Raw genomic sequence first — 25231 nt, 5'->3', positions numbered from 1 at the left:
AGGGGCCCGGCACCGGTGACTGCCGGCACCGGGCCCCCGACTCACCGCCCGGCCGGACCAGGCCCAGTTCGTAGGCGACGATCACTGCCTGGGCCCGGTCGCGCAGCTCCATCTTGGCGAACAGCCGGTTGATGTGCGTCTTCACGGTGTGGTCGGTGATGGTGAGGCGCCCCGCGATCTCCGCGTTGGACAGGCCCCGCGCGATCAGGGTCAGCACCTCCGTCTCCCGGGCCGTGAGGTCGCCGGCCGCCGGGAGGGGCAGCCGTGAGCCGCGCGCGTGCACGAACTCGGCGATCAGCCGCTTGGTGATCTCGGGCGCCAGCAGGGCGTTCCCGGCGGCCACCACCCGTACCGCGTGCAGCAGTTCGGGGAAGGTGGCGTCCTTGAGCAGGAAGCCGGCCGCCCCGGCCGCGAGCGCGTCGTACACGTACTCGTCGAGGCCGAAGGTCGTCAGCATCAGCACCTTCGTCGCGCCACCGGAGGCGGCCAGGATCTCGCCGGCCGCCTCGATGCCGTTCTTGTGCGGCATCCGGATGTCCAGGAGCGCGAGGTCGGGCCGAAACTCGCGGGCCAACCGGACCGCCTGCGCCCCGTCCTCCGCCTCGGCGACGACCTCGATGTCCTCCTGGGTGCCCAGCAGGTTCACGAACCCGGTGCGGACGACCGCCTGGTCGTCGGCGACCAGTGCCCTGATCACGCGCGGCTCCTCCGTTCGTTCCGCCGAACTCATCCGCTCCCCCACGGCAGCTCCGCCTCCACCAGGAAGCCGCCGTCCGGACCGGCCCCCGCGCTGAGCCGACCCCCGACCAGCGCGGCCCGCTCCCGCATCCCGGTCAGGCCGTGCCCCGTGCCCGTGCCGGGGCGGGACGCGGTGCCGGAGCCGGAAGCGACCCCCGTGCCGGGGCCGTCGTCGCGGATGCGGAGGGTGAGCAGCCGGTCGGCGCCGTAGTCCACCTCGACCACGGTACGGGCGCCCGGGGCGTGTTTGCGGGCGTTGGTCAGCGCCTCCTGCGCGATCCGGTAGGCGGACAGCTCCCACGCGGCGGGCAGCGCCACCCGCTCCCCGGTGATGCGCAGTTCGGCCGGACCGCCCACCGCCCGGTGCTGCTCGACCAGTTCGACCAGGTGGTCGAGGGTCGGCTGCGGTGCGGTGCGGGCGGTGTCGCCCTGGGGCGTGCGCAGGACGCCGAGCAGGCGGCGCAGTTCGGACATCGAGGAACGGGCGGTGGTGGCGATCTGCTGGAAGCCGTCGCGAGCCTCGGGCGTGAGTCCGGGCGTGGTGTACGTGGCGCTCTCGGCCTGTACGGCGATCATCGACACCGAGTGGGAGACGATGTCGTGCAGTTCGCGGGCGATCGCGGCACGTTCCGCCTCGGCCGCCTGCTGCCGCTCCATGGCGATCAACTGTGCCTGTGCCAGGCTGCGTTCGGTGCGCGTCTCCTCCCGGGAGCGGACCGCGTCGCCCATCATCACCGCCCCGAAGACGACCACGGTCAGCAGGAACGACTCGGCGAACAGGCTCAGCGATCCCTTCTCCCACAGCACCGGCACCGGCAGGTCCATCCGCGACCAGGTGTTGATGTGCACCAGGTTCACGCACAGCGCGCCGAGTGCGCCGCCCGCGACGGTGAGGGCCGGGTGCAGCACCCGGTTGCGGCCCAGCGAGTAGCAGCCGGTCAGCCCGCTCACCATGATCGAGACGTACAGGTTGACGTCCCCGGCGAAGCCGATCAGCCCCGCCGCGACCGTGAGCATCGCGACGGGCGGGAACGAGCGCCGCCACATCAGCGAGGCGGCGGACACCAACACCCCGATCGTGGTCGTCACGCCGCCCGGGATGGCGATCAGCTCCGCTGCCGCGCCCGCCGTCACGGCGCCGCCGGTGATCCACGGGTAGGCGGGTGTCGCGATCCAGTCGCGCAGCCGCTGTTGGGGCGACGTACTCATCCCCCCATGATCCCGGCCGATGCGGGGTGTGCGCGTCACCGTTCGGGTGGAGTCCGCGGGCGGATGTCGTACCACGGGTTGAGTCCCGGGTGCGGAGCCTCGGTTGACGCCATGCGACCTGCGGATTCCTAGCGTCGACGGACATGGGGAAGACCTTTGACGAACGTTGGGCGTGGGCCGGGTGCGCGGTGGCGGCGACGGGCTTCGCGCTGGTCTCGGACCTGGCGACGCACCGGGTGTGGGGATGGTCGGCGGGGGCGGGTTACGCGCTCGCGGCGTTCCTGGCTTCGAGGTCCGGGCCGCGCCGGGCGGCTGGCGCGGTCGCGGTCGCCGGGGCCGCCGTAGTGCCGCTCGTCGGCCTGGTGGCGGCGGGGCTCGGGCAGTCCGAGATCACCGTGATCGAGCGGTCGGGGCAGCTGCTGGCCGCCACCGGGAGCCCGTACGTCACGGCCCCCGCAGCCGTGAGCGACTTCAATCCCTATCTGCCGGGGATGGCGCTCTTCGGCGTCCTGCCGGGAGATCCCCGGTGGTGGCTGGGCGGCGCGTTCGTCGCGTCCCTCACCGCCGCCCGCCTGCGCCGCGTCGGACCGCTGCTCGCCTGCCCGCTGGTCGCGCTGCCTCTCGCGGTGGGCGGCGTCGACCTGCCGGTGGCCGGCCTGATGTGTCTCGGCCTCGCGCTGGCCGGGCGGGCTCGTCCGGGTGGGGCCGGACTGGCGCTGGGGGCCGCCGCCGCCCTCAAGTGGACCGCCTGGCCCGCGCTGCCGGTGGCCCTGGCCCTGATCGCCGTACGGCAGGGCGGCCGGCCCGCGTTGCGGTGCGCGGGCGTGGGCCTGGGCACCGGGACGGCGGTGGTTCTGCCCGTCGCGCTCACCGATCCCGCGAGCTTCTTCCGGAACGTCGTCGCCTTCCCGTTCGGTCTCACCGCGACCGCCTCGCCGGCCGCCAGCCCGCTGCCCGGACGCCTGCTCGCGGCACACGTTCCCGGCGGCACGGTGATCGCGCTCGCGCTCCTGCCGGTCGGCGCACTGCTGATCGGTGTCTCGCTCGCGGTGCGCCCGCCGGAGACTCTGCGGGCGGCGGCCGGACGGCTCGCGCTCGGCCTGGGCCTGGCGACGGCCCTGATGCCGGCGACGCGCTTCGGCTACCTGGTCTACCCGCTGGTCCTGGCCGCACTGGCGCACGAGCCGGCGCACCGCGGCCCCGAGGTCACGGACCGTTCCGTCGAGAGGACCCCCGCATGACGAGCGACGCCCTCACTCGGGCCCGCACGCTGATCGTCACCAACGACTTCCCGCCCCGGCAGGGCGGCATCGAGACCTTCGTCCGGGAACTGGCCGGCCGCTTCCCGCCCGACGAGGTGGTCGTCCTCACTGCGGCGCCGACGGCCGCGGCGGACCGCGACGAGACCTTCCCGTACCCGGTGATCCGCCACCCGGCCCGCACCCTCCTGCCCACGCCCCGCGCGGCCGCGCACGCTGCGGCGGTGGCTCGCCGGTACGACTGCGACCGGGTGTGGTTCGGCGCGGCGGCTCCCCTCGCGCTGATGACGGGGCGGCTGCGACGCACGGCCGGGATCCGCACCGCCGTCGCCACCACCCACGGCCACGAGGTGTGGTGGGCCCGCACACCCGGCACCCGAGGCCTGTTGCGCCGCATCGGCGCGCAGGTGGACACGCTGACCTGGCTGGGCGCGAGCACTCGGGGCCCGATCGAGGCGGCCCTCGCCCCCGGCACCCGGACCGCCCGCTTGGTCCCCGGCGTGGACACCGAGGCCTTCCACCCCGCCGTCGACGCCACCCCGGTCAGGACCAGGTACGGCCTGGGCCACCGCCCCGTGATCCTGTGCGCGGCCAGGCTGGTCCCGCGCAAGGGCCAGGACACCCTGATCAGGGCGCTGCCCTGGGTGCGCAGGGCGGTCCCGGACGCCGTACTTCTCCTCGTCGGCGACGGCCCGTACGCGCCCGCACTGCGGCAACTGGCCCTGCGCGAGGGCGTCCTGGATTCGGTCTCCTTCACCGGCGGCCATCCCCACCATGCGCTCCCGGCGTTCTACGCCGCCGCCGACGCCTTCGCGATGCCCTGCCGTACGCGCAGGGCCGGTCTGGAGGTGGAGGGCCTGGGCATCGTGTACCTGGAGGCCGCCGCGTCCGGACTGCCGGTCGTCGCGGGCGACTCGGGCGGCGCTCCGGACGCGGTGCGCGAGGGGGAGACGGGACACGTCGTCGACGGCCGTTCGGTCGCGGCGACGGCTGACCGGCTGATCAGGCTCCTGCGCAATCCCCGGCGCGCCCGCGCCATGGGCGACGCGGGCCGCCGCTGGGTGCGTACGGCGTGGTCCTGGGACGACGCGTACGCGAAGCTGCGGGACCTTCTGTCGGGCGAGGCGACGGACTGCCGCACAGTGGGATCCTGCACCCCGACCGCACACCGGCCGACGGCCCCCGGCCAGACGTCGCCCGACACCTGACAAGGCAGAGACGATGCCCTCGCAGACGAACCCCGTCGACCACGAACTCATCGAAGCCGCCGCGCACGTGGCCCGCACCCGTTGCCGGGGCGACAACCACACCATGGCGGCCGCGGCCCGCGCCCGGGACGGCCGGATCGTCACGGCCGTCAACGCCTACCACTTCACCGGCGGCCCCTGCGCCGAGCTGGTCGTCGTCGGCGCGGCGGCGGCCCAGGGCGCGTACGAGCTGGAGACGATCGTCGCCGTCGGCGACCGCGAGCGGGGGGTCGTCCCGCCGTGCGGCCGGTGCCGTCAGGTCCTGCTCGACTACTTTCCCGGGCTCAAGGTGATCGTCGGAGACGGGGACCGCCTGCGTGAGGTCCCCGTCGCCGAACTGCTTCCCGAGACGTACGTCTGGGCGGATCACCAGCTCGACGTCGAGTAGACCACCACCGGTGGCACTCACGCGTGCTCCGGTCACGATTGGACAATGTGTCCCGGCACCACGCCGCCACAGTGACGTTCCTGCCGGGACGAACTGTCCAATCACCGACCTGTTCTGGGCACAGTCGCGGTGCACGCGTCATGATCGGGCGGTACGAGTACCCGATGGCGGAATGGGGGTTCGGTGGAGGGGCTGCGTGTTGAGGATCCGGCGAGTGTCGGACCGTACCGGCTGCTTCGGCGGCTGGGAAGTGGCGGGATGGGGCAGGTGTTCCTCGGCCGCTCCCGCGGCGGTCGACTCGTCGCTGTGAAGGTGGTCCGCGAGGAACTGGCGGCTGACCGTCGGTTCCGTCGGCGGTTCACCCGCGAGGTCGAAGCCGCCCGCCGGGTCGGCGGCTTCTACACGGCCCAAGTCGTCGACGCAGATCCGGCGGCCGACCCTCCGTGGCTGGTCACCGCGTACATCCCCGGCCCCGCGCTGCAGGAGGCCGTGCAGAACCAAGGGCCTTTGCCCCAGCGGGCGTTGAGGTTGCTCGCAGCGGGGCTTGCCGAGGGACTCGCGGCCGTGCACGGCTGCGGCATGGTGCACCGTGACCTCAAACCGGCGAACGTACTGCTCGCCTCGGACGGCCCCCGGCTCATCGACTTCGGAATCGCGCGTGCCCTGGCGGAGACCAGGCTGACCGAATCGGGGGCGGTGATCGGCACACCCGGGTTCATGGCACCGGAGCACGTGGTACACAACCGGGCGGAGCCACCAGCCGACGTGTTCGCACTCGGCGCGGTCCTGGCCTACGCGGCGACGGGCTCCAGTCCGTTCGGAAGCGGCGCGTCACATGCCGTGATGTATCGGGCCGTGCACGAGGAGCCGAATCTGTCGGGCGTCCCCGCCGCGCTGGTACCTCTGGTGGCCGATTGCCTGGCCAAGGACCCGGACGCGCGCCCGTCGGTTTCCCGGATCCTCGACCTGCTGCCCGACGGGGACGACACGGGGCTGCCGTGGCTGCCCGGCGGGGTCCACACGATGATCGGCGAGCGGGAGTTCACGACGGCTTCCGAGGACCGTAACGCCGGAAACCGCGATTCCGACGAGCGCGGTTCCGCCGAAGCGACCGGGGCGGCCGGGCCCCAGGCCGCTCGCGGGCCCGGCGGGCCGCACCTCGGCCACGCCGTCCCCGACCGGGCAGAGGCGACGGCGCGTCGGGCCGAACGCGAGCTGATGAAGGCGCAGGACGAGGAACGGACACGGGCCGGGGCCGTCCAGCGGCATCGACGGCTCGTCACCCGGGCCGCGGAGATCGCCCTGCGGATCACCGACGGGGAGCGACGAGTCCGTTCCGTCGCGCGCGTGGCCGCCGCGCTGCTAGCGGTGGACGTCGCCCGCGCCGAACACCTGACGGACGAGGCCGCGCGGCAGGCCCGTGTCCTGCCGAAGCCCTCGGACCGGGTACGCACCCTGGCCGGAGTCGCGATGGCCCTCACCGCCGCGGACCCGCGCCGCGCCCAGGCCCTGGCGGAGGAGGCCGAGGCCGTGGCCCGAGGAATCCGGGGGTTCGGTGCCAAGAGGGAGCGCGCCCGCGCGCTGCTGGACGCGGCGGAGGCAGTGGCGGGCATCGACGGCCGGCGTGCCGAGCAAATCGCGCTCGGCCTCGGCACCTCGGTGGACCGGTCGGAGGCCCTGCTCGCCGTCGCGAGCGGGATGACCGCCAACGATCCGGAGCGTGCGGTACGGCTGGTGCGTCAGGTCCATCACCTCAAGACGCACTCCTGTGATCTCGTGCTTCAGAATGCCGCTGAGACTCTGTCCCGCTCGGACCTGGACCGGGCCGAGTCGGTTGCGGGCGAGATTTCCGACCTTCACATGCGGCTGGATTCACTGAGCCATGTGGCCCGTCTGGTGGCGAACACCGACCCCGCGCGGGCGGAACTGATCGCGCTCGGACTCCCGGATGCCGGCTGTCGCCGTGCGGCCTTGCAGGACGTCTTCGAGCAGCTGTTCGCGGTGGATCCCGAACGGGCCGAACACCTCGCGCTCAGGCTCGAGGGAGACGAGGACGGATGGCCTGGTCTCGGCCTCCTCGTGCCAAGTCTTGCCGCCGTCGACCCGCAGCGCGTCGAGCGCATGGTGCGTGCTCTGCACGACGAGGAGACCAAAAGCTCGGCCCTGTACGGCATGTTTCACGCGCTGCGCGCCGTAGACCCTGAACACGCACAGCGCATCGCCCGCGATCTGCCTCCGGACGCGAAGTACGAGCGGGCCCTGGCTCACCTGGAGACGGCGGAGGACTTGGCCGGGGCAGATCCGGCCGAAGCCCGGCGGCTGGTGGAGGAGGGGGCCCGTATCGCGCCGGACGTCGCCGACAGACACGCGCGCGGCCGTGCGATCGGTGCCGTCGGGGCCGCGCTCGCCCGGACGGACGTGCTGTCGGGCGAACGGTTCGTGCTCGAGACCGCCGTCAAACGCACGGTGCGAGCGCGCGCCACGCTCACCATGGCCCGCGAAGTCGCCGGGTTCGCGCCGGATTCCGCGACCAGGCTGCTCGTGGAGTGCGAGCGGGTCCTGCACTCGATGCGCGTGACGGAGGCCCTCATGGATCTGTTCACGGAGCTGGTCGACACACAGATGCGGTTCGACCCACGTAGCGCCGCGCAGACCGCCCACCGCGCCGTCTTCGGGCCTCACGACTGGTGCGACCAGATCCTGCCGGACATCGCGGAGTTGCTGATCGAGTACGACCCGGCCGGCGCGGCCCGGATCGCCGTGGAGGTCGTCCGCATGGTGCGCGGCGACCACTCGTTCAACCTCCGGCCGAACGCGGCGCTCACCGTCCTGGCCCAGGTGGACCCGGATCGGGCCGTGCGCCTGGCCACGGACGCGAAGTCCGTCGAGAAACCCGACCTGGCTCTGTCGAGCCTCGTGCGCCACATGCTGCGGGAGGCCGAGGGCGCCCGGGAGCTGTACGAGAACCCTGCCGGTTAGGGGGTGTCGTTCGGATCGGGCCGGCTCCGGGCAACGGTGCCTTGCGTGCCGGGCCGCGGCCCCCGGCAGGATTCAAACGACGCCCGTGGCCGCCGGCCCGGTGCGCCGCACGGCACACCGGACCTCGCCCCGCTCGGCGTCGCCGTGACTCAGAGCGCGAGCCCCGTGAGGACCAGCACCCGCTCGTAGGTGTAGTCGTCCATCGCGAACTTCACGCCCTCGCGGCCGACGCCGGACTGCTTGGCACCGCCGTACGGCATCTGGTCGGCGCGGTAGGAGGGGACGTCGCCGATGACCACGCCGCCGACCTCCAGGGCGCGGTGGGCGCGGAAGGCGGCCTGGAGGTCGTGGGTGAACACGCCTGCCTGGAGGCCGTACTTGGAGTCGTTGACGGCGGCGAAGGCCTCGGCCTCGCCGGTCACCTTCTGCACGCTGAGGACGGGGCCGAAGACCTCCTCGCGGGCGAGGGTGGTGTCGGCGGGCAGCTCGGCGAGGACGGTCGGGGCGTAGGAGGCGCCGTCGCGCTTGCCGCCGGTGAGGAGCTGCGCGCCCGCGTCGACGGCCTCCCGCACCCACGCCTCCACGCGCTCGGCGGCGGCCTCGCTGACCAGCGGGCCGACGTCCGTCGCGTCGTCGTTCGGGTCGCCGGTGACCTGGGCCTCGACGGCGGCGACGATGCGGGGCAGCAGGCGGTCGTAGACGGCGGCGTCGGCGATCACGCGCTGCACGGAGATGCAGGACTGGCCGCCCTGGTAGTTGGAGAAGGTCGCGATGCGCGCCGCGGCCCGGTCCAGGTCCTCGTCGCTCGCCCAGTCCGCGAGGACGACGGCCGCGCCGTTGCCGCCCAGCTCCAGCGTGCAGTGCTTGCGGGGCACCGAGTCCATGATCGCGTAGCCGACGGTCTCGGAGCCGGTGAAGGAGATGACCGGGAGGCGCTCGTCCTGGACGAGGGCGGGCATGCGGTCGTTGGGGACCGGGAGGATGCTCCAGGAGCCGACGGGCAGGTCGGTCTCGGCGAGGAGTTCGCCGAGGATCAGGCCGGACAGCGGCGTCGCCGGGGCCGGCTTGAGGATGAGGGGCGCGCCGGCGGCGATCGCGGGGGCGATCTTGTGGGCGCACAGGTTGAGGGGGAAGTTGAAGGGCGCGATGCCGAGGACCACGCCCTTGGGGAAGCGGCGGGTGAGGGCCAACCGACCCTGACCGCCCGCGTCGGTGTCCAGGCGCTGGGCCTCGCCGCCGTTGAAGCGGCGGGCCTCCTCGGCGGCGAAGCGGAAGACGGAGACGGCGCGGCCGACCTCGCCGCGGGCCCACTTGACGGGCTTGCCGTTCTCGGCGGAGATCAGGCGGGCGATCTCCTCGGTGCGCTCCACCAGACGGCGGCTGACGTGGTCGAGGGCGGCGGCCCGTACGTGGGCGGGGGTGGCGGCGAACTCGTCCCGTACGGCGTACGCGGCGGCCACGGCCTCCTCGACCTGGGCGTCGGTGGGGAGGCTCACCGTGCCGACGGTGGTGCCGTCCCAGGGGGACGTGACGTCGAAGTCGGACTCGCCGGTGGCCTGGCGGCCGGCGAGCCAGAAGGCGTGGGTGGAAGTCATTGTCGAGTCCCGGCCCTTCCGCGTTGGGGGTGGTGGGGTGTGCGCCGTGCGGGGTCCACGGTAGGGCGGGGCGGGGTGGCGGGTGTTTGTCCGGGGTGTAGTGGTGGGTGGGCGGTGTTCGACGTGGTGGCCAGGTGGGGGCGTTACTCCGGTGCCGTTGCCTTCAGGGCCAGCCACAGCTCCATGCGGACGTCCGGGTCGTCCAGGGAGCGGCCGAGGATCTCCTCCACCCGGCGCATCCGGTAGCGCAGGGTGTGGCGGTGGACGCCGAGGTCGGCGGCGGCCGCGTCCCACTGGCCGTGCCGGGAGAGCCAGGCGCGCAGCGAGGCGACCAGGTCGCCCCGGCCGGTGGCGTCGTGCTCGTGCAGCGCCCGCAGCAGGCCGTCGGCGAAGGCGCGCACCGCGTCGTCGGCGAGCAGCGGCAGGACCGAGCCGGCCGCCACGTGCTCGTGCTCCACGCAGACGCGGCCGCGCCGGCGGGCCACCGAAAGAGCCTGCTGGGCCTGCTTGTAGGCGGCGGACGCGGCGATGGGCCCGGACGGCGCCGAGAGGCCGACGACCAGGCTCTCCTCGTCGCCGCCCGAGAGGGGCTCGGCCGGCGGGCGGGCGGCCTCCAGCGCCGACGCGTGCTCGACGCAGGCGGCGACGGCCGCGCCCCCGTCGGTGGCCAGCACCACCAGGCGTTCCCCGTCGGGGACGACCAGCACCGCCTCGCCGGATCGGGCCGCCGCGGACTCCGCCACCTCGGCGAGCGCTGCGAGGGTGCCGAGCGGGTCGCCGCCGGGGTCGCCGCCCGTCTCACCGGCGGTGTGCACGGCCGTGGAGGCCCTGCTCCTAGCCGCCCCCGACTCGGCGACGATCATCCGGAACGGCGCGTCCAGCAGGCCGCCGTACAGGTCCCCGGCGACGGTGCGCGCGTGGTCGGGTTCGCCGGCGAGCAGCATGCGCAGCACGGCCGCGTCGATGCGCAGCCCGGCCTCGTGCAGGGAGCGCGAGCGTTCCGTGGTGAGGGTCAGCAGGGCGATGGCGGAGTGGACGGCGTACCGCTCGGCGGTGCCGAGGGCGGCGGCGGTGCCGACGGCGAGCGCGGAGCGGGGTCTGCGGGAGGTGCCCAGGGAGTGCAGCTCGACCCGGTCGGCGTTCTCGGAGTGCTCGGTGTTCCCCGCTCCGCCGACCACCGACGAGGCCGGTGCGGGGCGCTCGCGCAGCCGCTGCACGTCCGCGGTGAGCCGGGCGGCCCTGCGCCCCGCCCACTCCGGTGCGGTGGCGACGACGGCGCCCGAGGCGTCGTACAGCGCCGCCCAGCCGTCGACCTGCGCGGCGAGCCCGGCCAGCAGCCCCTCCGGGCCGTCGGTGAGGGTCCGCCGGGTCAGCTCCCGCTGGGCGGCGAAGCCCGCCGTGACCGCGCGGTACTGGTCGGCGGCGATGGCGGCGGAGACGGCCTTGCTGATGGCGAGGAAGGGGGTGCGGCGGGGCACCTCGAGGAGCGGCAGCCCCTCCTGCCGCGCGGCGTCGACCAGCGCCTCGGGCACGTAGTCGTAGTTGACCCCGACGGCGAAGCCGAGGCCCACCACTCCCGCGCCCGCCAGCCGCTTCACGTACCGGTGCATCGCCTCGGGGTCCTCGGCGTCCAGCTTGAGGGCGGTGATCAGCAGCAGCTCTCCGCCCTCCATGTAGGGCACGGGGTCGGCGAGTTCGCTGACGTGGGCCCAGCGCACCGGCACGTCGAGGCGGTCCTCGCCGGCGCGCACGGTCAGCTTGAGCGCCGAGTGGTGGACGAGCGAGGCGAGCGTGGGGGGCATGGGGCCTGGGCCTTCGGGGTCTGCGTCGGGGGTGCGGGGCGGCCGCGAGGTGTCCGCGGGTCGGTGTGGAGTCTCTGTGATCTTTTGGCCGCCACGTATGAACGACCTGTGTCGATTCTGCCTCACTGTACGGTCCCGGGTGCCCGCCCGTGGCCCGTACGGCTCACCCGTGCAGATCCACCAGCAGCGGCGGCGCGTGCTCCCCCTTGACGCTGGTCAGGGACAGCACCGCGTGCCCGGCCGGCACGGCGTGCGCCAGCTCGGAGGCCGACCAGCGTTCCCGCTCGACCTGGCGGACGGTCACCGCGCGCGCGGTGGGCGCCTTGCCGGTGATCACCCGGCGGAGCATGTGCACGGCCTTGCCCGCCGGGGTCTCGGCGATGATCTGCCGGTCGGTGACGTCGCGGGCCTCGGTCCACTCCTTGCCCCACACCTCGGCGAAGTCCTGTCCGTCCCAGGGGGTGAGCCCGGACAGCGCCATCCGGCACCCGATGGCCCCGAGCAGCGGCCCGCGCAACGGGCGCGGTACGTCGTCCAGGGTGCGCAGGGTCAGGACCACGCCGGCACCGGCCGAGCGCAGCCGCTGCACGCCCCGTACCGCCTCCGGCGTCACCACGCCGCTCGCGTCGTCCAGCACCAGGCAGGCGAACAGCGACCGGTCCTCCCGCACCGAGACGCTCGCCGTGAACTGGGCGAGCACCAGCCGGGCCAGCATCCGGGAGGCGTCGGCGTGGCCGCGCTGGGGAAGGTCGATGCGGACCCGCACCGGGTGGTCGAGGGCCTTGAGGGAGAACGGCCGGGACTGTCCGGAGGTGTCGAAGAACGGGGCGAAGGCGGGGCGGTCCAGGAGCGCCACCCGGTCGGCCAGGACGCCGCCCACGTCGCCGGGCCGGCCCTGCTGCCGCTCGCGCGCGTCCAGCTCGCGCAGCAGGGACTCCTGCCCGGCCGCCCGCAGTCCCTCGCGCAGTTCGGCCAGCGGTCCGGGCGCGCCGTCCAGCAGTTGCCGCAGTTCGGGCACGCCGGGGAAGCGGCCGTGGACCGCGCGGAACGGGCCGAGCAGCTGGGCGAGGACGGTGGTGGAGCGGCGGGTGTCACCGCCCTGGTGCTGCTCGGTGAGGTCGCCGGCCAGGGCCTCCGCGAGGACGACGGCGGCCTCGTCGGGGTCGGTGGTGCCGCCGTAGAGGTCCAGGTCGTACACGGAGTCCGGGTTGCCGATCCGCACGACGACGTCGTAGGCGTCGGCCGGGCCGAGGTCCGCGCCCGCGGCGCCGACCACGACGACCGCGGCGCGCCCGGCGAGCGCGTGCAGGCACAGCGACTCGGTGAGCGGGCGCACCACGCTGCCGGTCTTGCCGGAGCCCGCGGGTCCGACGGCGAGCAGGGAGGTGCCGAGCAGGTCGGGGCCGAGGGCGAGGCCGGTGCCGCGGTAGGCGTAGGGGTTGCGGGCGTCGTCGGCGGCCGCGCCGATGCGCACCTGGCCGGTGACGAGGTCGTGCGGGGCCTGCCGGGCGGGCAGGTCGCGGGCGCCGGAGGGGTGCGGGCAGGCGGCGGAGCCGTGGCTGAGCACGGCGCCGGTGAAGGTGGCGAGGCTGTGCCGCCCGCGCTGCACGCCCTGCCAGGCGCGGGCGATGCGGGCGTGGTCCACGTCCCGCATGAGTCCCGAGCGGGCGTCGGCGGCGAGCCGCTCGGCAGCGTCGTGGGCACCGGCGGCACGGAGCGCGGGCCAGGCGGCGGGGTCCTCCTCGGGGGCGGGCGGGGGGACCGCGCCGGGGACGGCACGGCGCCAGGCGGGCGGGCCGTAGCGCCGCCAGATCTCGCCCCAGCGGCCGAGCCGCCCGACGCCGACCATGATGATGCCGGCGATCAGGACGTAGTAGGCGTAGACGACCACGACCGAGGTGAAGCTGTGGGGGTCGACCCAGGAGTCCGGGATCATCGCGTAGAGGGGCAGCAGCCACCAGCCGCCCAGGTAGCCGTTCCACAGCAGCGACCAGATCAGCCAGCCGACCAGGAACGCGATCACCGCGCCGCTCAGCAGCTGCCGGCCCGGCACCCGCTCCGGCTCCTCCTCGGGACGCGGCCGGTGTCCGAACCGCCACACGCCGGGCAGCGCCTGGGGGCGCGGGGTGCGCAGCCAGGTCAGGAAGGCCGAACCGTCCGAGGCCCCCGGTGCCCGTGCCGGCCGGGGTGGCACCGCGGGTGCCTCGGGGGGCTTCGCGGGCACCTCCGGGGGACCTGCCGGACGCGGCACCGGATTCGCATGCGTGCCCCGCGCGTCCCGGGTCCCGTCGCCGTCCATCGCCCTTGCCCCCTGACCTGCCGCTCCGTCCACCATCAGCGAGCCAATCTAACGCCCTCCCAAGGGGAGTTCACCGCTTACGCGGCCGGGCCCGCATCGACGTGTCCATATGTCGCCGTTCCCGACACCTGTCCATGTCGGACAAGCGGCCGCTCGGACACCGCCCACATGGAGCATGCCCACCCCACGGCGCCGGTCCTAGCCTGCGAGAAAAGAAGTCAAGCGTTTGCCCGCACGACCCCAGGAGCCCCCCATGACCGCAGTTCCGCAGGAGCGCCGCGTCGTCACCGCCATTCCCGGCCCGAAGTCGCAGGAGCTGCAGGCCCGCCGTACGGCCGTGGTCGCGCAGGGTGTGGGCTCCACGCTGCCCGTCTTCGTCGCGCGCGCCGGTGGCGGTGTCGTCGAGGACGTGGACGGCAACCGCCTGATCGACTTCGGTTCCGGCATCGCGGTGACCTCGGTCGGCGCCTCCGCCGAGGCCGTCGTGCGCAAGGCGTCCGCGCAGCTCGCCGACTTCACCCACACCTGTTTCATGGTGACGCCGTACGAGGGCTACGTCGCCGTCGCCGAGGCGCTGGCCGAGCTGACGCCGGGCGACCACGCGAAGAAGTCGGCGCTGTTCAACAGCGGCGCCGAGGCCGTCGAGAACGCCGTCAAGATCGCCCGTGCGTACACCAAGCGGCAGGCCGTGGTCGTCTTCGACCACGGGTACCACGGCCGGACCAACCTGACGATGGCGCTGACCGCCAAGAACATGCCGTACAAGGACGGCTTCGGTCCGTTCGCGCCCGAGGTGTACCGCGTGCCGGTCGCCTACGGCTACCGCTGGCCCACGGGTGCGGAGAACGCCGGTCCGGAGGCCGCCGCGCAGGCGATCGACCAGATCACCAAGCAGGTCGGCGCCCGGAACGTGGCCGCGATCGTCATCGAGCCGGTGCTCGGCGAGGGCGGCTTCATCGAGCCGGCCAAGGGCTTCCTGCCCGCGATCAGCCGGTTCGCCCAGGACAACGGCATCGTCTTCGTCGCGGACGAGATCCAGTCCGGCTTCTGCCGCACCGGCCAGTGGTTCGCCTGCGAGGACGAGGGCATCGTCCCGGACCTGATCACGACGGCGAAGGGCATCGCGGGCGGTCTGCCGCTGTCCGCCGTCACCGGCCGCGCCGAGATCATGGACGCCGCGCACTCCGGCGGCCTCGGCGGCACCTACGGCGGCAACCCGGTGGCGTGCGCGGGCGCGCTCGGGGCCATCGAGACGATGAAGGAGCTGGACCTCAACGCCCGGGCGAAGAACATCGAGGCGGTCATGAAGTCCCGCCTGGCCGCCATGGCCGAGAAGTTCGACGTCATCGGCGACGTCCGGGGCCGCGGCGCGATGATCGCGATCGAGCTGGTCAAGGACCGCGACACCAAGGAGCCGAACCCGGAGGCGACCGCCGCGCTCGCCAAGGCCTGCCACCAGGATGGCCTGCTGGTCCTGACCTGTGGCACGTACGGCAACGTGCTGCGTTTCCTGCCCCCGCTGGTGATCGGGGAGGACCTGCTGAACGAGGGTCTCGACATCATCGAGCAGGCCTTCACCCGCGTCTGAGCACGAGTGCCGAACGCGCATCCGAGCGCTGTTTCGCACGCCTGGCGGAGCGAGCGGCAGAGCGTGTGAAGAAGGTGTGCGGGGTGGATGTCAGGACGCCGATGAACCTGTCCTGAGCGCACCCCCTGCCGTAGGTTCTACGCAGATGAGAGATACACCCGCCCACAGGGGACTGTGGGCGGATCATCAGGACGAGGCTTCCCCGGCTTCGACCTGGTCGTGCCTCGCGCACACAACCGGAGCCCACGGGTTCCGGCTTCCTCACCGATCGGACGGTCGCCCGCCCCAAACCCCCCGGGGCGCGCGGCGTTCCGGTCAGGACGGCCGCCTCGGCACTCGGGACGGTGGTTCACCGAAGGGCCGACACACTCCCCCCCTTGTGCCGGCCCTTCGGTGTTCACTCCCCCGGTTCTTCTCGGGTTTCCTCGCCCGGTTCCTCCCCGGTGACGCGGGCCAGCAGGGCTCGGGCCTCGCCGGTGCGCGGATGTGCCGCGGGCAGCCACCGCTCGCAGTCGGCCAGCGACCGTCGTACGGCGTCCTCCGCCTCGGCACGGCGGCCCAGTCCGTGCAGGGCCTCGGCGGCGACCAGGTCCGGGTACCCGGCGGCATAGCGGGGCGGCGGCGGCAGGCTCCGGCGTACCTCGGTCAGCGCCTCCTCGTGGCGGCCCTGCCCGTTCAGGCTGCGCGCCAGCGTGGTGTGCAGGACGCCGACGGCGGGTCCGTTCGCCCGGGGCAGGTTGCCGCGGGCCACGGCCTCCGCCTCCTCGTGGCGCGCCAGCCCGCACAGCACGGTGGCCAGGTGTCCGAGGGTGTTGATCTCCAGCGCCGCCACCGGGGCGCGGTGGGCTATCTGGTTCAGCTCGCGCAGGACGCCGTTCGCCTCGGTCTCCGCCTCCGCGTACCGCCGCAGGCCGGACAGGGCCACCACGCGGTTGCTGCGGGCGATCAGTCGCAGCATCTGCGAGTTGAGGCCGACCGGCTCCAGTTCCGCGATCAGCGTGTCCAGTTCGTCCAGCGCCTCGGCCGGCCGGCCGTGCATGACGGCCGCTCCCGTGGCCAGTACCCTCGCCTCCCAGTGCGGCGGACGCCTGCGCCAGGGGCGCCGCGGGAGCGCGGCCAGCGTCCGGGCCTCGGCCTCGACCTCCTCGTACCTGCCCTCACTGGTCATCGTCTTCAGCCGGGCGAAGGTTTCTCCCCACTGACTGTCCCGTGCCGTTCGTATGGTCGTCACGGGCGGTGAGACTACGCGAGGCCGGGCCTGCGAAGCTGGGCGTCATGCCGGTCTCCGCCCCGCCACGCGCCCTGTCCGCCCTCGTCGGGCTTCCTGTGCTCCTCTTCGCGCTGATCACCTGGCAGGTCGTCGCCGACGGTCCGCTGACGCGGGTGGACGAGCGGCTGAGCGGCGCGCTCGTCCACCCGGACCGGTTCTCCGAGCTGCTGTCCGACCTCGGCAATGTGCAGGTGGCGGTGCCGGTCCTGGTCGTGGCGCTGGCATACGTGGCGTGGCACGGGCGGGTCAGAGGTGTGGACCTCTGGTGGCTGCCGCCCCTGGCCGGGGCCCTGGCGATGGTGCTGGTGCCGGCGCTGGTCGCCCCGTTGAAGGAGTGGACCGACCGCCCCGGCACCCCGGCGGTGCCGCCCGCGACCGGCTACTACCCCTCGGGCCACACCGCCACCGCCCTCGTCGCGTACGGCGCGGCGACGGTGCTGCTGCTCGGGCGGCTGCGCGCGCCGGCCGTACGCCGGACGCTGGCCGTGCTGTGCGCCCTGCTGGTGCTCGGCACCTCCTACGGGCTGGTGCGGCGGGGCTACCACTGGCCCCTGGACGTGGTGGCGAGCTGGTGCCTGGGTGTGGTGCTGCTGACCGGGGTCCGGCTGGTGGACCGCAGGACCCACCGCCGGACCGGGTCGGACGTCAGCCGAAGTACGCGTCGAAGTTCTTCTGGAACTCCCAGTTCGAGTAACGGTCCCAGTTGATCGACCACGTCATCAGGCCGCGCAGGTCCGGCCAGGTGCCGTGGGTGGCGTACGAGCCGCAGTCGGTCTTCTTGGTCAGGCAGTTCAGGGCCTTGTTGACCTCGGCCGGGGAGACGTGGCCGTTGCCCGCCTGGGTGGAGGCCGGCATGCCGATCGCGACCTGGTCCGGGCGCAGCGGCGGGAAGACGTTGTTCGCGTCGCCCGCGACCGGGAAGCCGGTGAGCAGCATGTCGGTCATGGCGATGTGGAAGTCGGCGCCGCCCATGGAGTGGTACTGGTTGTCGAGGCCCATGATGGAGCCCGAGTTGTAGTCCTGGACGTGCAGCAGGGTCAGGTCGTCGCGCAGGGCGTGGATCACGGGCAGGTAGGCCCCGGCCCGCGGGTCCTGGCCGCCCCACTTGCCGGTGCCGTAGTACTGGTAGCCGAGCTGGACGAAGAAGGTCTCCGGGGCCATGGTCAGCACGAAGTCGTCGCCGTACTTGGCCTTGAGGGTCTTCACGGCCGAGATGAGGTTGACGATGACGGGGGTCTTCGGGTTCTTGAAGTCCGTGTCGTCGGCGTTCAGGGAGAGCGAGTGGCCCTCGAAGTCGATGTCGAGGCCGTCCAGGCCGTACTCGTCGATGATCGCGGAGACGGAGGAGACGAACGTGTCGCGGGCGGCGGTGCTGGTGAGCTGCACCTGGCCGTTCTGGCCGCCGATGGAGATCAGCACCTTCTTGCCGGCCGCCTGCTTGGCCTTGATCGCGGCCTTGAACTCGGCGTCGCTCTCCACGTTCGGGCACTCGGCGACCGGGCAGCGCTCGAAGCGGATGTCCCCGGAGGTGACCGAGGTGGGCTCGCCGAAGGCCAGGTCGATGACGTCCCAGCTGTCGGGCACGTCGGCCATGCGGGTGTAGCCGGAGCCGTTGGCGAAGCTGGCGTGGAGGTAGCCGACCAGAGCGTGGGCCGGGAGGTCGGAGGAGCCGCCGCCGTCGTCCGGGCGCTGGGCGGTGGTCGCCGTGACCGTGGCCGAACGCGCCGACTCGCCCGCGTCGTTGACCGCGGTGACCTGGAAGGAGTATGCGGTCGAGGGGGTCAGGCCGGACACGGTGGTGGAGGTGCCGGTGACCGTGCCGACCTTGGTGCCGTCGCGGTAGACGGCGTATCCGGTCGCGCCCGGCACCGGTGACCAGGACAGGGCGACGCCGGACGAGGTCACCGAGCCGGTCTTCAGGCCGCCGGGTGCCGCCGGGGGCTGGCCCGTCTCGCCGCCGGGGCCGGTGAGGGAGATGTCGTCGGCGTGGTAGGCGCCGGTGCCGTACCAGCCGTGGGTGTAGATGGTGACCTTGCTGGTCGAGGGGCCGGTGCGGAAGGTGGTCGTCAGCTGCTGCCAGTCGGGGGCGGACTGGGCCCAGGTGGAGACGTCGGTGGTGCCGGTGCCGCTCGCGCCGAGGTAGACGTAGGTGCCCCGGACGTATCCGGAGAGCGTGTACTGGGAGTCCGGTCTGACGGACACCGTCTGCGAGCAGCGGGCGTTGTCGGCGCCGGCCGGGGTGGCTTTCAGGGCCGACGTGCCGCCGTGCACGGGCGAGGTCACGGTTGTGCCCGCGGTACAGGTCCAGCCGTCGAGCGCGGACTCGAAGCCGCCGTTGCGGGCGAGGTCCGCGTCGGCCGCACGGGCGGCCGACGTGAGCGCGGTCAGGCCGGACGCGGCGAGGGCCGCGGCCGTGAGCAGGGTGACGAGGGGGCGGCGGGCGAGAGGTCTGGCGCGTTGTACGCGTGCGCGTTCCACAAGTGCCTCCGGACATGGGGGAGATGGGGAGGGTGGAGCGCGCCCAATTTGGTCCAGACCAATTCTGTTGTCAACCCCTTGCGCACCTCACCGCCCGTTACCCGTCGTCCTCCTCCACCGCGAGAGCCGCCGCCGCCTCGTGCATCGCCAGCTCCAGGAGGGAGGGATCGGTGAGGGTCCCGGTCCCGTCCGGCGGGATCAGCCAGCGGGTGCCGCCGGACGACAGCCCGCCGGGGTAGGGCACCACGATCCAGGTGCCGAGCCCGGCGGTCCGGATGCCGGTGCCCAGCCAGCGGGCCGCCGTGCCGGCCGGCACGAAGAAGCCCGTGCGCGCGTCGCCGAAGTCGGCGAGCACCGGCCCTGGCTGGTCCAGCACGCGGGAGAGCACGTCCAGGGTCGGATAGCCGAGCCTGCTCGGCAGGATGAGCACGTCCCAGGCCTTGCCGGCGGGCAGCAGCGCGACGCCCGAGGGGTCGCGCTCCCAGTCCCGGCGGCAGGACTCGGGATCCGGTGCGACGGATGCCAGCCACGCGACCGCCGTCTTCGCACCAGGCATGTGAAACCTCCCTTTCACTCGTCGACGCGGGATGCGTCACGAGGGAGAGGGAGGTCTCCCGGCTGCATTACGCGGGTTGCGGTGCCTCGTTGGGGTGAACCGGGTCACATGGGCGGCGGTCGCTAGCTGTCGAAGCCCAGCCCCAGCCTGTCCATCGTCCGCAGCCACAGGTTGCGCCGGCCGCCGTGCGCGTCCGCGCGGGCCAGCGACCACTTGGTGAGCGCGATGCCGGTCCAGGCGAACGGCTCGGGCGGGAACGGCAGCGGCTTGGTGCGCACCATCTCCACTTCCGTGCGCTCGGTGCGCTCCCCCGACAGCAGGTCGAGCATCACCTCCGCGCCGAACCGGGTCGCGCCCACACCCAGGCCGGTGTACCCGGCCGCGTACGCCACCCTGCCCCGGTGTGCGGTGCCGAAGAACGCCGAGAAGCGCGAGCAGGTGTCGATGGCGCCGCCCCAGGCGTGCGTGAAGCGGACACCCTCCAGCTGCGGGAAGCAGGTGAAGAAGTGTCCGGCGAGCTTGGCGTAGGTCTCCGGGCGGTGGTCGTACTCGGCGCGCACCCGGCCGCCGTAGGGGTAGACGGCGTCGTAGCCGCCCCACAGGATCCGGTTGTCGCGGGAGAGGCGGAAGTAGTGGAACTGGTTGGCGCTGTCCCCGAGCCCCTGCCGGTTCCTCCAGCCGATGGAGGCGAGCTGCCCGTCGCTGAGCGGCTCGGTCATCAGGGCGTAGTCGTAGACCGGGACGGTGTACGAGCGCACCCGCCGGACCAGGTTCGGGAAGACGTTGGTGCCGAGCGCGACCGTGCGGGCGCGGACCCCGCCGTACGGCGTGCGTACGGCCATGCCGGCGCCGTACGGCTTGAGGGTGAGCGCCGGGGTGTGCTCATGGACGCGCACCCCGAGGGCGAGGCAGGCCCGCTTGAGGCCCCAGGCCAGCTTGGCGGGGTGGACCATCGCGACGCCCCGCCGGTCCCACAGGCCGGCCCGGAAGGTGGGTGAGTCGACCTGCGCCCGTACGGCCTCGGCGTCCAGGTACTCGACGCCCTCGGCCAGGCCCTTGGCGCGGATCTCCCCGTACCACTCCGCCAGCTCCCGGGCCTGGTGGGGCTCGGTGGCGACGTCGATCTCGCCGGTGCGCTCGAAGTCGCAGTCGAGGCCGTGGCGGGCGACCGCCGCCTCGATCGCGTCGAGGTTGCGGGCGCCCAGCTCCTCCAGCCGGTGGATGTCGTCCGGCCAGCGGGTCAGGCCGTTGGACAGGCCGTGGGTGAGGGAGGCGGCGCAGAAGCCGCCGTTGCGGCCGGAGGCGGCCCAGCCCACCTCGCGGCCCTCGATCAGCACCACGTCCCGCTCCGGGTCGCGCTCCTTGGCGATCAGCGCGGTCCACAGCCCGCTGTAGCCGCCGCCCACGACCAGCAGGTCGCAGGTCTCGGTGCCGGTGAGGGCGGCCTCGGGGCGGGGACGGCCGGGGTCGTCCAGCCAGTACGGGACCGGCTGGGCGTCGGAAAGGGATTTCGTCCAGTCGTGGCTGCGGCTCATGGCGCCAGGGGCCATGATTTCAACTCCCTACGAGTCACACCGATGTACTTCATGCCTTGCGGCGATTCCGGCGGTTGCCGACGATCATGGAGACCAGAACGAACAGTACGGCGACGACGAACATGGCCGTACCGACGACATTGATCTGAACGGGCGTTCCGCGCTGCGCCGATCCCCACACGAACATGGGGAAGGTGACGGTCGAACCCGCGTTGAAATTGGTGATGATGAAATCGTCGAAGGACAGCGCGAAGGCGAGCAGCGCGCCGGCCGCGATGCCGGGGGCGGCGATGGGCAGGGTGACCCGCACGAAGGTCTGGAAGGGACCGGCGTACAGGTCCTGCGCCGCCTGCTCCAGGCGCGGGTCCATCGACATCACGCGCGCCTTGACGGCCGTCACGACGAAGCTGAGGCAGAACATGATGTGGGCGATCAGGATCGTCCAGAAGCCCAGCTGAGCGCCCATGTTGAGGAAGAGGGTGAGCAGCGAGGCGGCCATCACGACCTCGGGCATCGCCATCGGCAGGAAGATCAGCGAGTTGATCGCGCCCCGCGCGCGGAAGCGGTAGCGCACCAGCGCGAAGGCGATCGCGGTGCCGAGGGCGGTGGCGCCGAGCGTCGCCCAGAGGGCGATCTGGAGGCTGAGCGAGAGGGAGCCGCACAGTCCGGCGACCCCGCACGGATCCTTCCAGGCGTCCGTGGAGAACTGCTGCCACTCGTAATTGAAGCGCCCGTTCGGCTTGTTGAACGAGAACACCGTGACGACGACATTGGGCAGCAGGAGGTACGCGAGCGTCAGCAGTCCGCCGATCACGACCAGATGGCGCTTGAACCAGTTGACGAAGGCCATTTAAACGAGATCCTCCGTCCCGGACCGGCGGATGTAGAAGGTGACCATGGCGAGAATCGCGGCCATGAGGATGAAGGAGAGCGCGGCCGCCGTCGGATAGTCCAGCACCCTGAGGAACTGCGACTGGATGACGTTGCCGATCATTCCGGTGTCGGCCGAGCCCAGCAGGGAGGCGTTGACGTAGTCGCCGGTGGCCGGGATGAAGGTCAGCAGGGTGCCGGAGACGACGCCCGGCATCGACAGCGGGAAGGTGACCTTGCGGAAGACGGTGGAGGGCTTGGCGTACAGGTCGCCCGCCGCCTCGTGCAGCCGGCCGTCGATGCGCTCCAGGGAGGTGTAGAGCGGCAGGATCATGAAGGGCAGGAAGTTGTACGTCAGGCCGCAGACCACCGCGAGCGGCGTGGCCAGCACCCGGTCGCCGGCGGTCCAGCCGAGCCAGCCGGTCACGTCCAGGACGTGCAGCGTGTTCAGGGCGCCGACCACCGGCCCGCCGTCGGCGAGGATGGTCTTCCAGGCCAGGGTGCGGATCAGGAAGCTGGTGAAGAACGGCGCGATCACCAGGATCATGATCAGGTTGCGCCAGCGGCCCGCGCGGAAGGCGATCAGGTACGCGAGCGGGTAGCCGAGCAGCAGGCACAGCACCGTCGCGGAGGCGGCGTAGGCGACCGAGCGCAGGAACTGCGGCCAGTACTCGGTCAGGGCGTCCCAGTAGGTGGCGAAGTGCCAGGTGACCTTGTAGCCCTCCTCCAGCGAGCCCGTCTGCACGGAGGTGGAGGCCTGGTAGATCATCGGCGCCGCGAAGAAGACGATCAGCCACAGGATGCCGGGCAGCAGCAGCCAGTACGGCGTCCAGCGGCCGCGTTTGCGCGGGGGCTTCTTCTCGGGCGCGGGCGCGGGCGGGGTCAGGGGTGGTGGCGCCTCGGTGAGGGTGGACATCAGGCGGCCTCGCCCTCGGCGACGCCCGCGTCGTCCATCGTCCCTGCAAGCACGGACTGGGCCGCGTCGAGGCCGAAGGTGTGCGCCGGGTTCCAGTGCAGGACGACCTCGGCGCCGGGCGCGAGGCGGGCGTCGCGGTCGATGTTCTGGGCGTAGACCTCGAACTCGGGGCAGGCGGCGCAGTCGACCACGTACTGGGTGGAGACGCCGATGAAGCTGGTGTTGCTGATCCTGCCGGTGACGCGGTTGCGGCCCTCGGGGATGGAGCCCGCGTCGTCCGCGTGGGTGAGGCTGATCTTCTCGGGGCGGACCCCGACCAGGACCTTGCCGCCCGCCTTCGCCGGGGCGGAACATCGGGCGCCCGGCAGGACGAGCTTGCCACCGGCCGCCTTCACGACGACGTCGTCGCCGCTGCGGGTGTCGACCTCGGCCTCGATGAGGTTGGAGGTGCCGAGGAAGTTGGCGACGAAGGTGGTGCGCGGGTTCTCGTACAGGTCGGCGGGGGCGCCCAGTTGCTCTACGCGGCCCGCGTTCATGACGGCGACCTGGTCGGCCATCGTCATGGCCTCCTCCTGGTCGTGGGTGACGTGCACGAAGGTGATGCCGACCTCGGTCTGGATGCGCTTGAGCTCCAGCTGCATCTGGCGGCGCAGCTTGAGGTCGAGGGCGCCGAGAGGCTCGTCGAGCAGCAGCACCTTGGGGTGGTTGATCAGGGCGCGGGCGACGGCGACGCGCTGCTGCTGGCCGCCGGAGAGCTGGTGCGGCTTCTTGCGCGCCTGCTCGCCGAGCTGCACCAGGTCGAGCATCTCCCCGACCTGCTTCTTCACGCCCTTGATGCCGCGCCGGCGCAGGCCGAAGGCGACGTTCTCGTAGATGTCCAGGTGCGGGAAGAGGGCGTAGGACTGGAAGACCGTGTTGACCGGCCGCTTGTAGGGCGGCAGCGCGGTCACGTCCTGGTCGCCGAGGTGGACGGTGCCGCCGCTCGGCTCCTCCAGTCCGGCGATCATGCGCAGGGTGGTGGTCTTGCCGCAGCCGGAGGCGCCGAGCAGGGCGAAGAAGGAGCCCTGCGGCACGGTCAGGTCGAGCGGGTGCACGGCGGTGAAGGAGCCGTAGGTCTTGCTGATGCCGGCGAGGCGGACGTCGCCGCCGCCGTCCTTCGCGGCCGTCTGGTTCTTCGTCGGATTCGTCGTCATCGTCGTCACGCCCCGGTGAGCTTCGCGAACTTGCCTTCGTATGCCGTCTCTTCCTTCGAACTCAGGGAGCGGAAGGAGTGCGACTTGGCCTGCATGGCCTGGTCGGGAATGATCAGCGGGTTGTTCGCCGCGTCCTCGTCGATCTTCGCCAGGTCGTCCTTCACGCCGTCGACGGGGCAGACGAAGTTGATGTAGGCGGCGAGTTCCGCGGCCGGGCCCGGCTCGTAGTAGTAGTCGATGAGCCGTTCGGCGTTGGTCTTGTGGCGTGCCTTGTTGGGGATCAGCATGTTGTCGCTGGACGTGACGTAGCCGCTGTCCGGGATGACGAAGTCGATGTCGGGGTTGTCGGCCTTGAGCTGGACGACGTCACCGGCCCAGGCCAGACAGGCCGCGAAGTCGCCCTTGCTGAGGTCGGACGTGTAGTCGTTGCCGGTGAAGCGGCGTATCTGACCGCGGTCGACGCCCTTCTGGAGCCGGGCGATCCCCGCGTCGTAGTCGTCGTCGGTGAAGCGGGCCGGGTCCTTGCCCATGTCCAGCAGCGTCATGCCCATGGTGTCGCGCATCTCGGTGAGGAAGCCGACCCGGCCCTTGAGCTTCGGGTTGTCGAGCAGGTCGGAGACCGTCCCGACCTCGATGCCGTCCAGCGCCTTCTTGTTGTAGGCGATGACGGTCGAGATGCCCTGCCAGGGGTAGGAGTAGGCGCGGCCCGGGTCCCAGTCGGGGTTGCGGAACTGGGGCGACAGGTTGGTGAAGGCGTGCGGCAGGTTGGCCGGGTCCAGTTTCTGGACCCAGCCGAGGCGGATCAGGCGGGCGGCCAGCCAGTCGGTGAGGACGATGATGTCGCGGCCGGTCTCCTGGCCCGCGGCGAGCTGCGGCTGGATCTTGCCGAAGAACTCGCTGTTGTCGTTGATGTCCTCGGTGTACGTGACCTTGACGCCGGTGCGTTTGGTGAACGCCTCCAGCGTGGGGTGCCGCCTGCCGCTCTCGTCGACGTCCATGTACTCGGTCCAGTTGGAGAAGCGGACCTGCTTCTCCTCCTTGGAGTGGTCCTCGGCGGAGACGCCGCCCTCGCTCTTGCCGGCCGCGGGGATGCCGCAGCCGCTCAGCAGGCCGAGTCCGCCGACCGCGAGCGCGCCGCCCGTGGAGGCGCGCAGCAGCGAACGGCGGGTGAGGGCGGCCCTGCCGCTCCTGAGTGAGCGCCGCATGGCGGCCACTTGGGCCGGGGACAGGCGGTCGGGCTCGTACTGCTCCATGCGCGTGGTTGCCCTTTCGGGTGGGTCGGCCGTGGTCGGCGGCCTGGCGTGATGGC

General features: G+C 72.6%; 18 protein-coding genes and 1 pseudogene. 6 read left to right on the top strand and 13 right to left on the bottom strand.

All coding sequences use genetic code 11. From position 1 onward, the window contains the following. Nucleotides 1-46 precede the first annotated feature (46 nt). Together ACZ7MF_RS07850 and ACZ7MF_RS07845 are read right to left on the bottom strand one after the other, a co-directional pair. Nucleotides 47-730 (bottom strand): annotated as a pseudogene (locus tag ACZ7MF_RS07850) (response regulator transcription factor); the annotation flags it as partial. Further along, nucleotides 727-1947 carry a sensor histidine kinase gene (locus tag ACZ7MF_RS07845; RefSeq protein ID WP_471475108.1) on the bottom strand — a complete coding sequence of 407 codons (1221 nt, stop codon included), beginning with the start codon at nucleotides 1945-1947 and terminating at the stop codon, nucleotides 727-729. The gene ACZ7MF_RS07845 and the pseudogene ACZ7MF_RS07850, both read right to left, overlap by 4 nt. Before the next feature lie 143 nt (nucleotides 1948-2090). On the opposite strand from ACZ7MF_RS07845, the gene ACZ7MF_RS07840 reads away from it, so the two are divergent. The 4 genes from ACZ7MF_RS07840 to ACZ7MF_RS07825 all read left to right on the top strand — a co-directional run bounded on the left by ACZ7MF_RS07840 (nucleotide 2091) and on the right by ACZ7MF_RS07825 (nucleotide 7820). Continuing rightward, entirely contained in the window at nucleotides 2091-3188 is a 1098-nt protein-coding gene (locus ACZ7MF_RS07840) for a glycosyltransferase 87 family protein (protein WP_471475106.1), read from the top strand. Then, nucleotides 3185-4414, top strand: coding sequence for a glycosyltransferase family 4 protein (locus ACZ7MF_RS07835; RefSeq protein ID WP_471475105.1), 1230 nt, complete (start codon nucleotides 3185-3187; stop codon nucleotides 4412-4414). Before ACZ7MF_RS07840 ends, ACZ7MF_RS07835 begins: the two co-directional genes overlap by 4 nt. A gap of 13 nt (nucleotides 4415-4427) precedes the next feature. Beyond that, nucleotides 4428-4841: a cytidine/deoxycytidylate deaminase family protein gene (locus tag ACZ7MF_RS07830; RefSeq protein WP_471475104.1), complete on the top strand. Its 414-nt coding sequence runs from the start codon at nucleotides 4428-4430 to the stop codon at nucleotides 4839-4841. A gap of 183 nt (nucleotides 4842-5024) precedes the next feature. After that, nucleotides 5025-7820 (top strand): serine/threonine-protein kinase, encoded by a 2796-nt coding sequence (locus ACZ7MF_RS07825; RefSeq protein WP_471475102.1) that lies wholly within the window; start codon nucleotides 5025-5027, stop codon nucleotides 7818-7820. A 149-nt stretch (nucleotides 7821-7969) separates the two neighbouring features. On the opposite strand, the gene ACZ7MF_RS07820 is transcribed toward ACZ7MF_RS07825, so the two are convergent. The 3 genes from ACZ7MF_RS07820 to ACZ7MF_RS07810 all read right to left on the bottom strand — a co-directional run bounded on the left by ACZ7MF_RS07820 (nucleotide 7970) and on the right by ACZ7MF_RS07810 (nucleotide 13516). Continuing rightward, nucleotides 7970-9415: an aldehyde dehydrogenase family protein gene (locus ACZ7MF_RS07820; RefSeq protein ID WP_471475101.1), complete on the bottom strand. Its 1446-nt coding sequence runs from the start codon at nucleotides 9413-9415 to the stop codon at nucleotides 7970-7972. A gap of 143 nt (nucleotides 9416-9558) precedes the next feature. Next, on the bottom strand, nucleotides 9559-11217 hold the full coding sequence (locus ACZ7MF_RS07815; RefSeq protein ID WP_471475100.1) for a PucR family transcriptional regulator: 1659 nt from the start codon (nucleotides 11215-11217) through the stop codon (nucleotides 9559-9561). 163 nt (nucleotides 11218-11380) lie between these two features. Further along, on the bottom strand, nucleotides 11381-13516 hold the full coding sequence (locus tag ACZ7MF_RS07810; RefSeq protein ID WP_471475098.1) for an ATP-binding protein: 2136 nt from the start codon (nucleotides 13514-13516) through the stop codon (nucleotides 11381-11383). 253 nt (nucleotides 13517-13769) lie between these two features. Between ACZ7MF_RS07810 and gabT the strand changes: the two genes are divergently transcribed. Continuing rightward, nucleotides 13770-15104, top strand: coding sequence for a 4-aminobutyrate--2-oxoglutarate transaminase (gene gabT, locus ACZ7MF_RS07805; protein ID WP_471475097.1), 1335 nt, complete (start codon nucleotides 13770-13772; stop codon nucleotides 15102-15104). Nucleotides 15105-15501: 397 nt separating this feature from the next. On the opposite strand, the gene ACZ7MF_RS07800 is transcribed toward gabT, so the two are convergent. Beyond that, nucleotides 15502-16335, bottom strand: a complete 834-nt coding sequence (locus tag ACZ7MF_RS07800) for a tetratricopeptide repeat protein (protein WP_471475096.1) — start codon at nucleotides 16333-16335, stop codon at nucleotides 15502-15504. A gap of 44 nt (nucleotides 16336-16379) precedes the next feature. Here ACZ7MF_RS07800 and ACZ7MF_RS07795 point away from each other — a divergent pair, with 44 nt between their 5' ends. Continuing rightward, a complete protein-coding gene (locus ACZ7MF_RS07795) occupies nucleotides 16380-17081 on the top strand; it encodes a phosphatase PAP2 family protein (protein ID WP_471475095.1) in 702 nt (233 codons plus the stop codon). Here the strand turns inward: ACZ7MF_RS07795 and ACZ7MF_RS07790 are convergent. The 7 genes from ACZ7MF_RS07790 to ACZ7MF_RS07760 all read right to left on the bottom strand — a co-directional run bounded on the left by ACZ7MF_RS07790 (nucleotide 17020) and on the right by ACZ7MF_RS07760 (nucleotide 25175). After that, the gene (locus ACZ7MF_RS07790) at nucleotides 17020-18852 is read right to left on the bottom strand and encodes a chitinase (RefSeq protein WP_471475093.1); all 1833 of its coding nucleotides are present in this window, start codon (nucleotides 18850-18852) and stop codon (nucleotides 17020-17022) included. The genes ACZ7MF_RS07795 and ACZ7MF_RS07790 overlap by 62 nt on opposite strands. A gap of 97 nt (nucleotides 18853-18949) precedes the next feature. Next, a complete protein-coding gene (locus ACZ7MF_RS07785; RefSeq protein ID WP_356862710.1) occupies nucleotides 18950-19408 on the bottom strand; it encodes a hypothetical protein in 459 nt (152 codons plus the stop codon). A 122-nt stretch (nucleotides 19409-19530) separates the two neighbouring features. Next, nucleotides 19531-20958 carry an NAD(P)/FAD-dependent oxidoreductase gene (locus ACZ7MF_RS07780; RefSeq protein WP_471475092.1) on the bottom strand — a complete coding sequence of 476 codons (1428 nt, stop codon included), beginning with the start codon at nucleotides 20956-20958 and terminating at the stop codon, nucleotides 19531-19533. A gap of 34 nt (nucleotides 20959-20992) precedes the next feature. Then, nucleotides 20993-21793: an ABC transporter permease gene (locus ACZ7MF_RS07775; RefSeq protein ID WP_471475091.1), complete on the bottom strand. Its 801-nt coding sequence runs from the start codon at nucleotides 21791-21793 to the stop codon at nucleotides 20993-20995. After that, nucleotides 21794-22729, bottom strand: a complete 936-nt coding sequence (locus tag ACZ7MF_RS07770) for an ABC transporter permease (RefSeq protein ID WP_471475089.1) — start codon at nucleotides 22727-22729, stop codon at nucleotides 21794-21796. It abuts the gene before it with no gap. Continuing rightward, a complete protein-coding gene (locus ACZ7MF_RS07765; protein ID WP_471475088.1) occupies nucleotides 22729-23922 on the bottom strand; it encodes an ABC transporter ATP-binding protein in 1194 nt (397 codons plus the stop codon). Before ACZ7MF_RS07765 ends, ACZ7MF_RS07770 begins: the two co-directional genes overlap by 1 nt. A 5-nt stretch (nucleotides 23923-23927) precedes the next feature. Further along, entirely contained in the window at nucleotides 23928-25175 is a 1248-nt protein-coding gene (locus ACZ7MF_RS07760) for a polyamine ABC transporter substrate-binding protein (RefSeq protein ID WP_471475087.1), read from the bottom strand. Nucleotides 25176-25231 lie beyond the last annotated feature (56 nt).

The sequence above is a fragment of the Streptomyces sp. NPDC111628 genome, assembly GCF_055635195.1.
The sequence above is the reverse complement of the archived record's forward strand: the minus strand, read 5'-3'. Positions and strand labels throughout refer to the sequence as shown.

Excerpts from the sequence above, each read along its gene's own strand:
- ACZ7MF_RS07830 (WP_471475104.1), top strand. The coding sequence starts at position 4,428 with ATGCCCTCGCAGACGAACCCCGTCGACCACGAACTCATCGAAGCCGCC.
- ACZ7MF_RS07765 (WP_471475088.1), bottom strand. The coding sequence starts at position 23,922 with ATGACGACGAATCCGACGAAGAACCAGACGGCCGCGAAGGACGGCGGC.
- ACZ7MF_RS07770 (WP_471475089.1), bottom strand. The coding sequence starts at position 22,729 with ATGTCCACCCTCACCGAGGCGCCACCACCCCTGACCCCGCCCGCGCCC.
- ACZ7MF_RS07775 (WP_471475091.1), bottom strand. The coding sequence starts at position 21,793 with ATGGCCTTCGTCAACTGGTTCAAGCGCCATCTGGTCGTGATCGGCGGA.
- ACZ7MF_RS07785 (WP_356862710.1), bottom strand. The coding sequence starts at position 19,408 with ATGCCTGGTGCGAAGACGGCGGTCGCGTGGCTGGCATCCGTCGCACCG.
- ACZ7MF_RS07815 (WP_471475100.1), bottom strand. The coding sequence starts at position 11,217 with ATGCCCCCCACGCTCGCCTCGCTCGTCCACCACTCGGCGCTCAAGCTG.
- ACZ7MF_RS07810 (WP_471475098.1), bottom strand. The coding sequence starts at position 13,516 with ATGGACGGCGACGGGACCCGGGACGCGCGGGGCACGCATGCGAATCCG.
- gabT (WP_471475097.1), top strand. The coding sequence starts at position 13,770 with ATGACCGCAGTTCCGCAGGAGCGCCGCGTCGTCACCGCCATTCCCGGC.
- ACZ7MF_RS07840 (WP_471475106.1), top strand. The coding sequence starts at position 2,091 with ATGGGGAAGACCTTTGACGAACGTTGGGCGTGGGCCGGGTGCGCGGTG.
- ACZ7MF_RS07845 (WP_471475108.1), bottom strand. The coding sequence starts at position 1,947 with ATGAGTACGTCGCCCCAACAGCGGCTGCGCGACTGGATCGCGACACCC.
- ACZ7MF_RS07835 (WP_471475105.1), top strand. The coding sequence starts at position 3,185 with ATGACGAGCGACGCCCTCACTCGGGCCCGCACGCTGATCGTCACCAAC.
- ACZ7MF_RS07795 (WP_471475095.1), top strand. The coding sequence starts at position 16,380 with ATGCCGGTCTCCGCCCCGCCACGCGCCCTGTCCGCCCTCGTCGGGCTT.
- ACZ7MF_RS07760 (WP_471475087.1), bottom strand. The coding sequence starts at position 25,175 with ATGGAGCAGTACGAGCCCGACCGCCTGTCCCCGGCCCAAGTGGCCGCC.
- ACZ7MF_RS07820 (WP_471475101.1), bottom strand. The coding sequence starts at position 9,415 with ATGACTTCCACCCACGCCTTCTGGCTCGCCGGCCGCCAGGCCACCGGC.
- ACZ7MF_RS07780 (WP_471475092.1), bottom strand. The coding sequence starts at position 20,958 with ATGGCCCCTGGCGCCATGAGCCGCAGCCACGACTGGACGAAATCCCTT.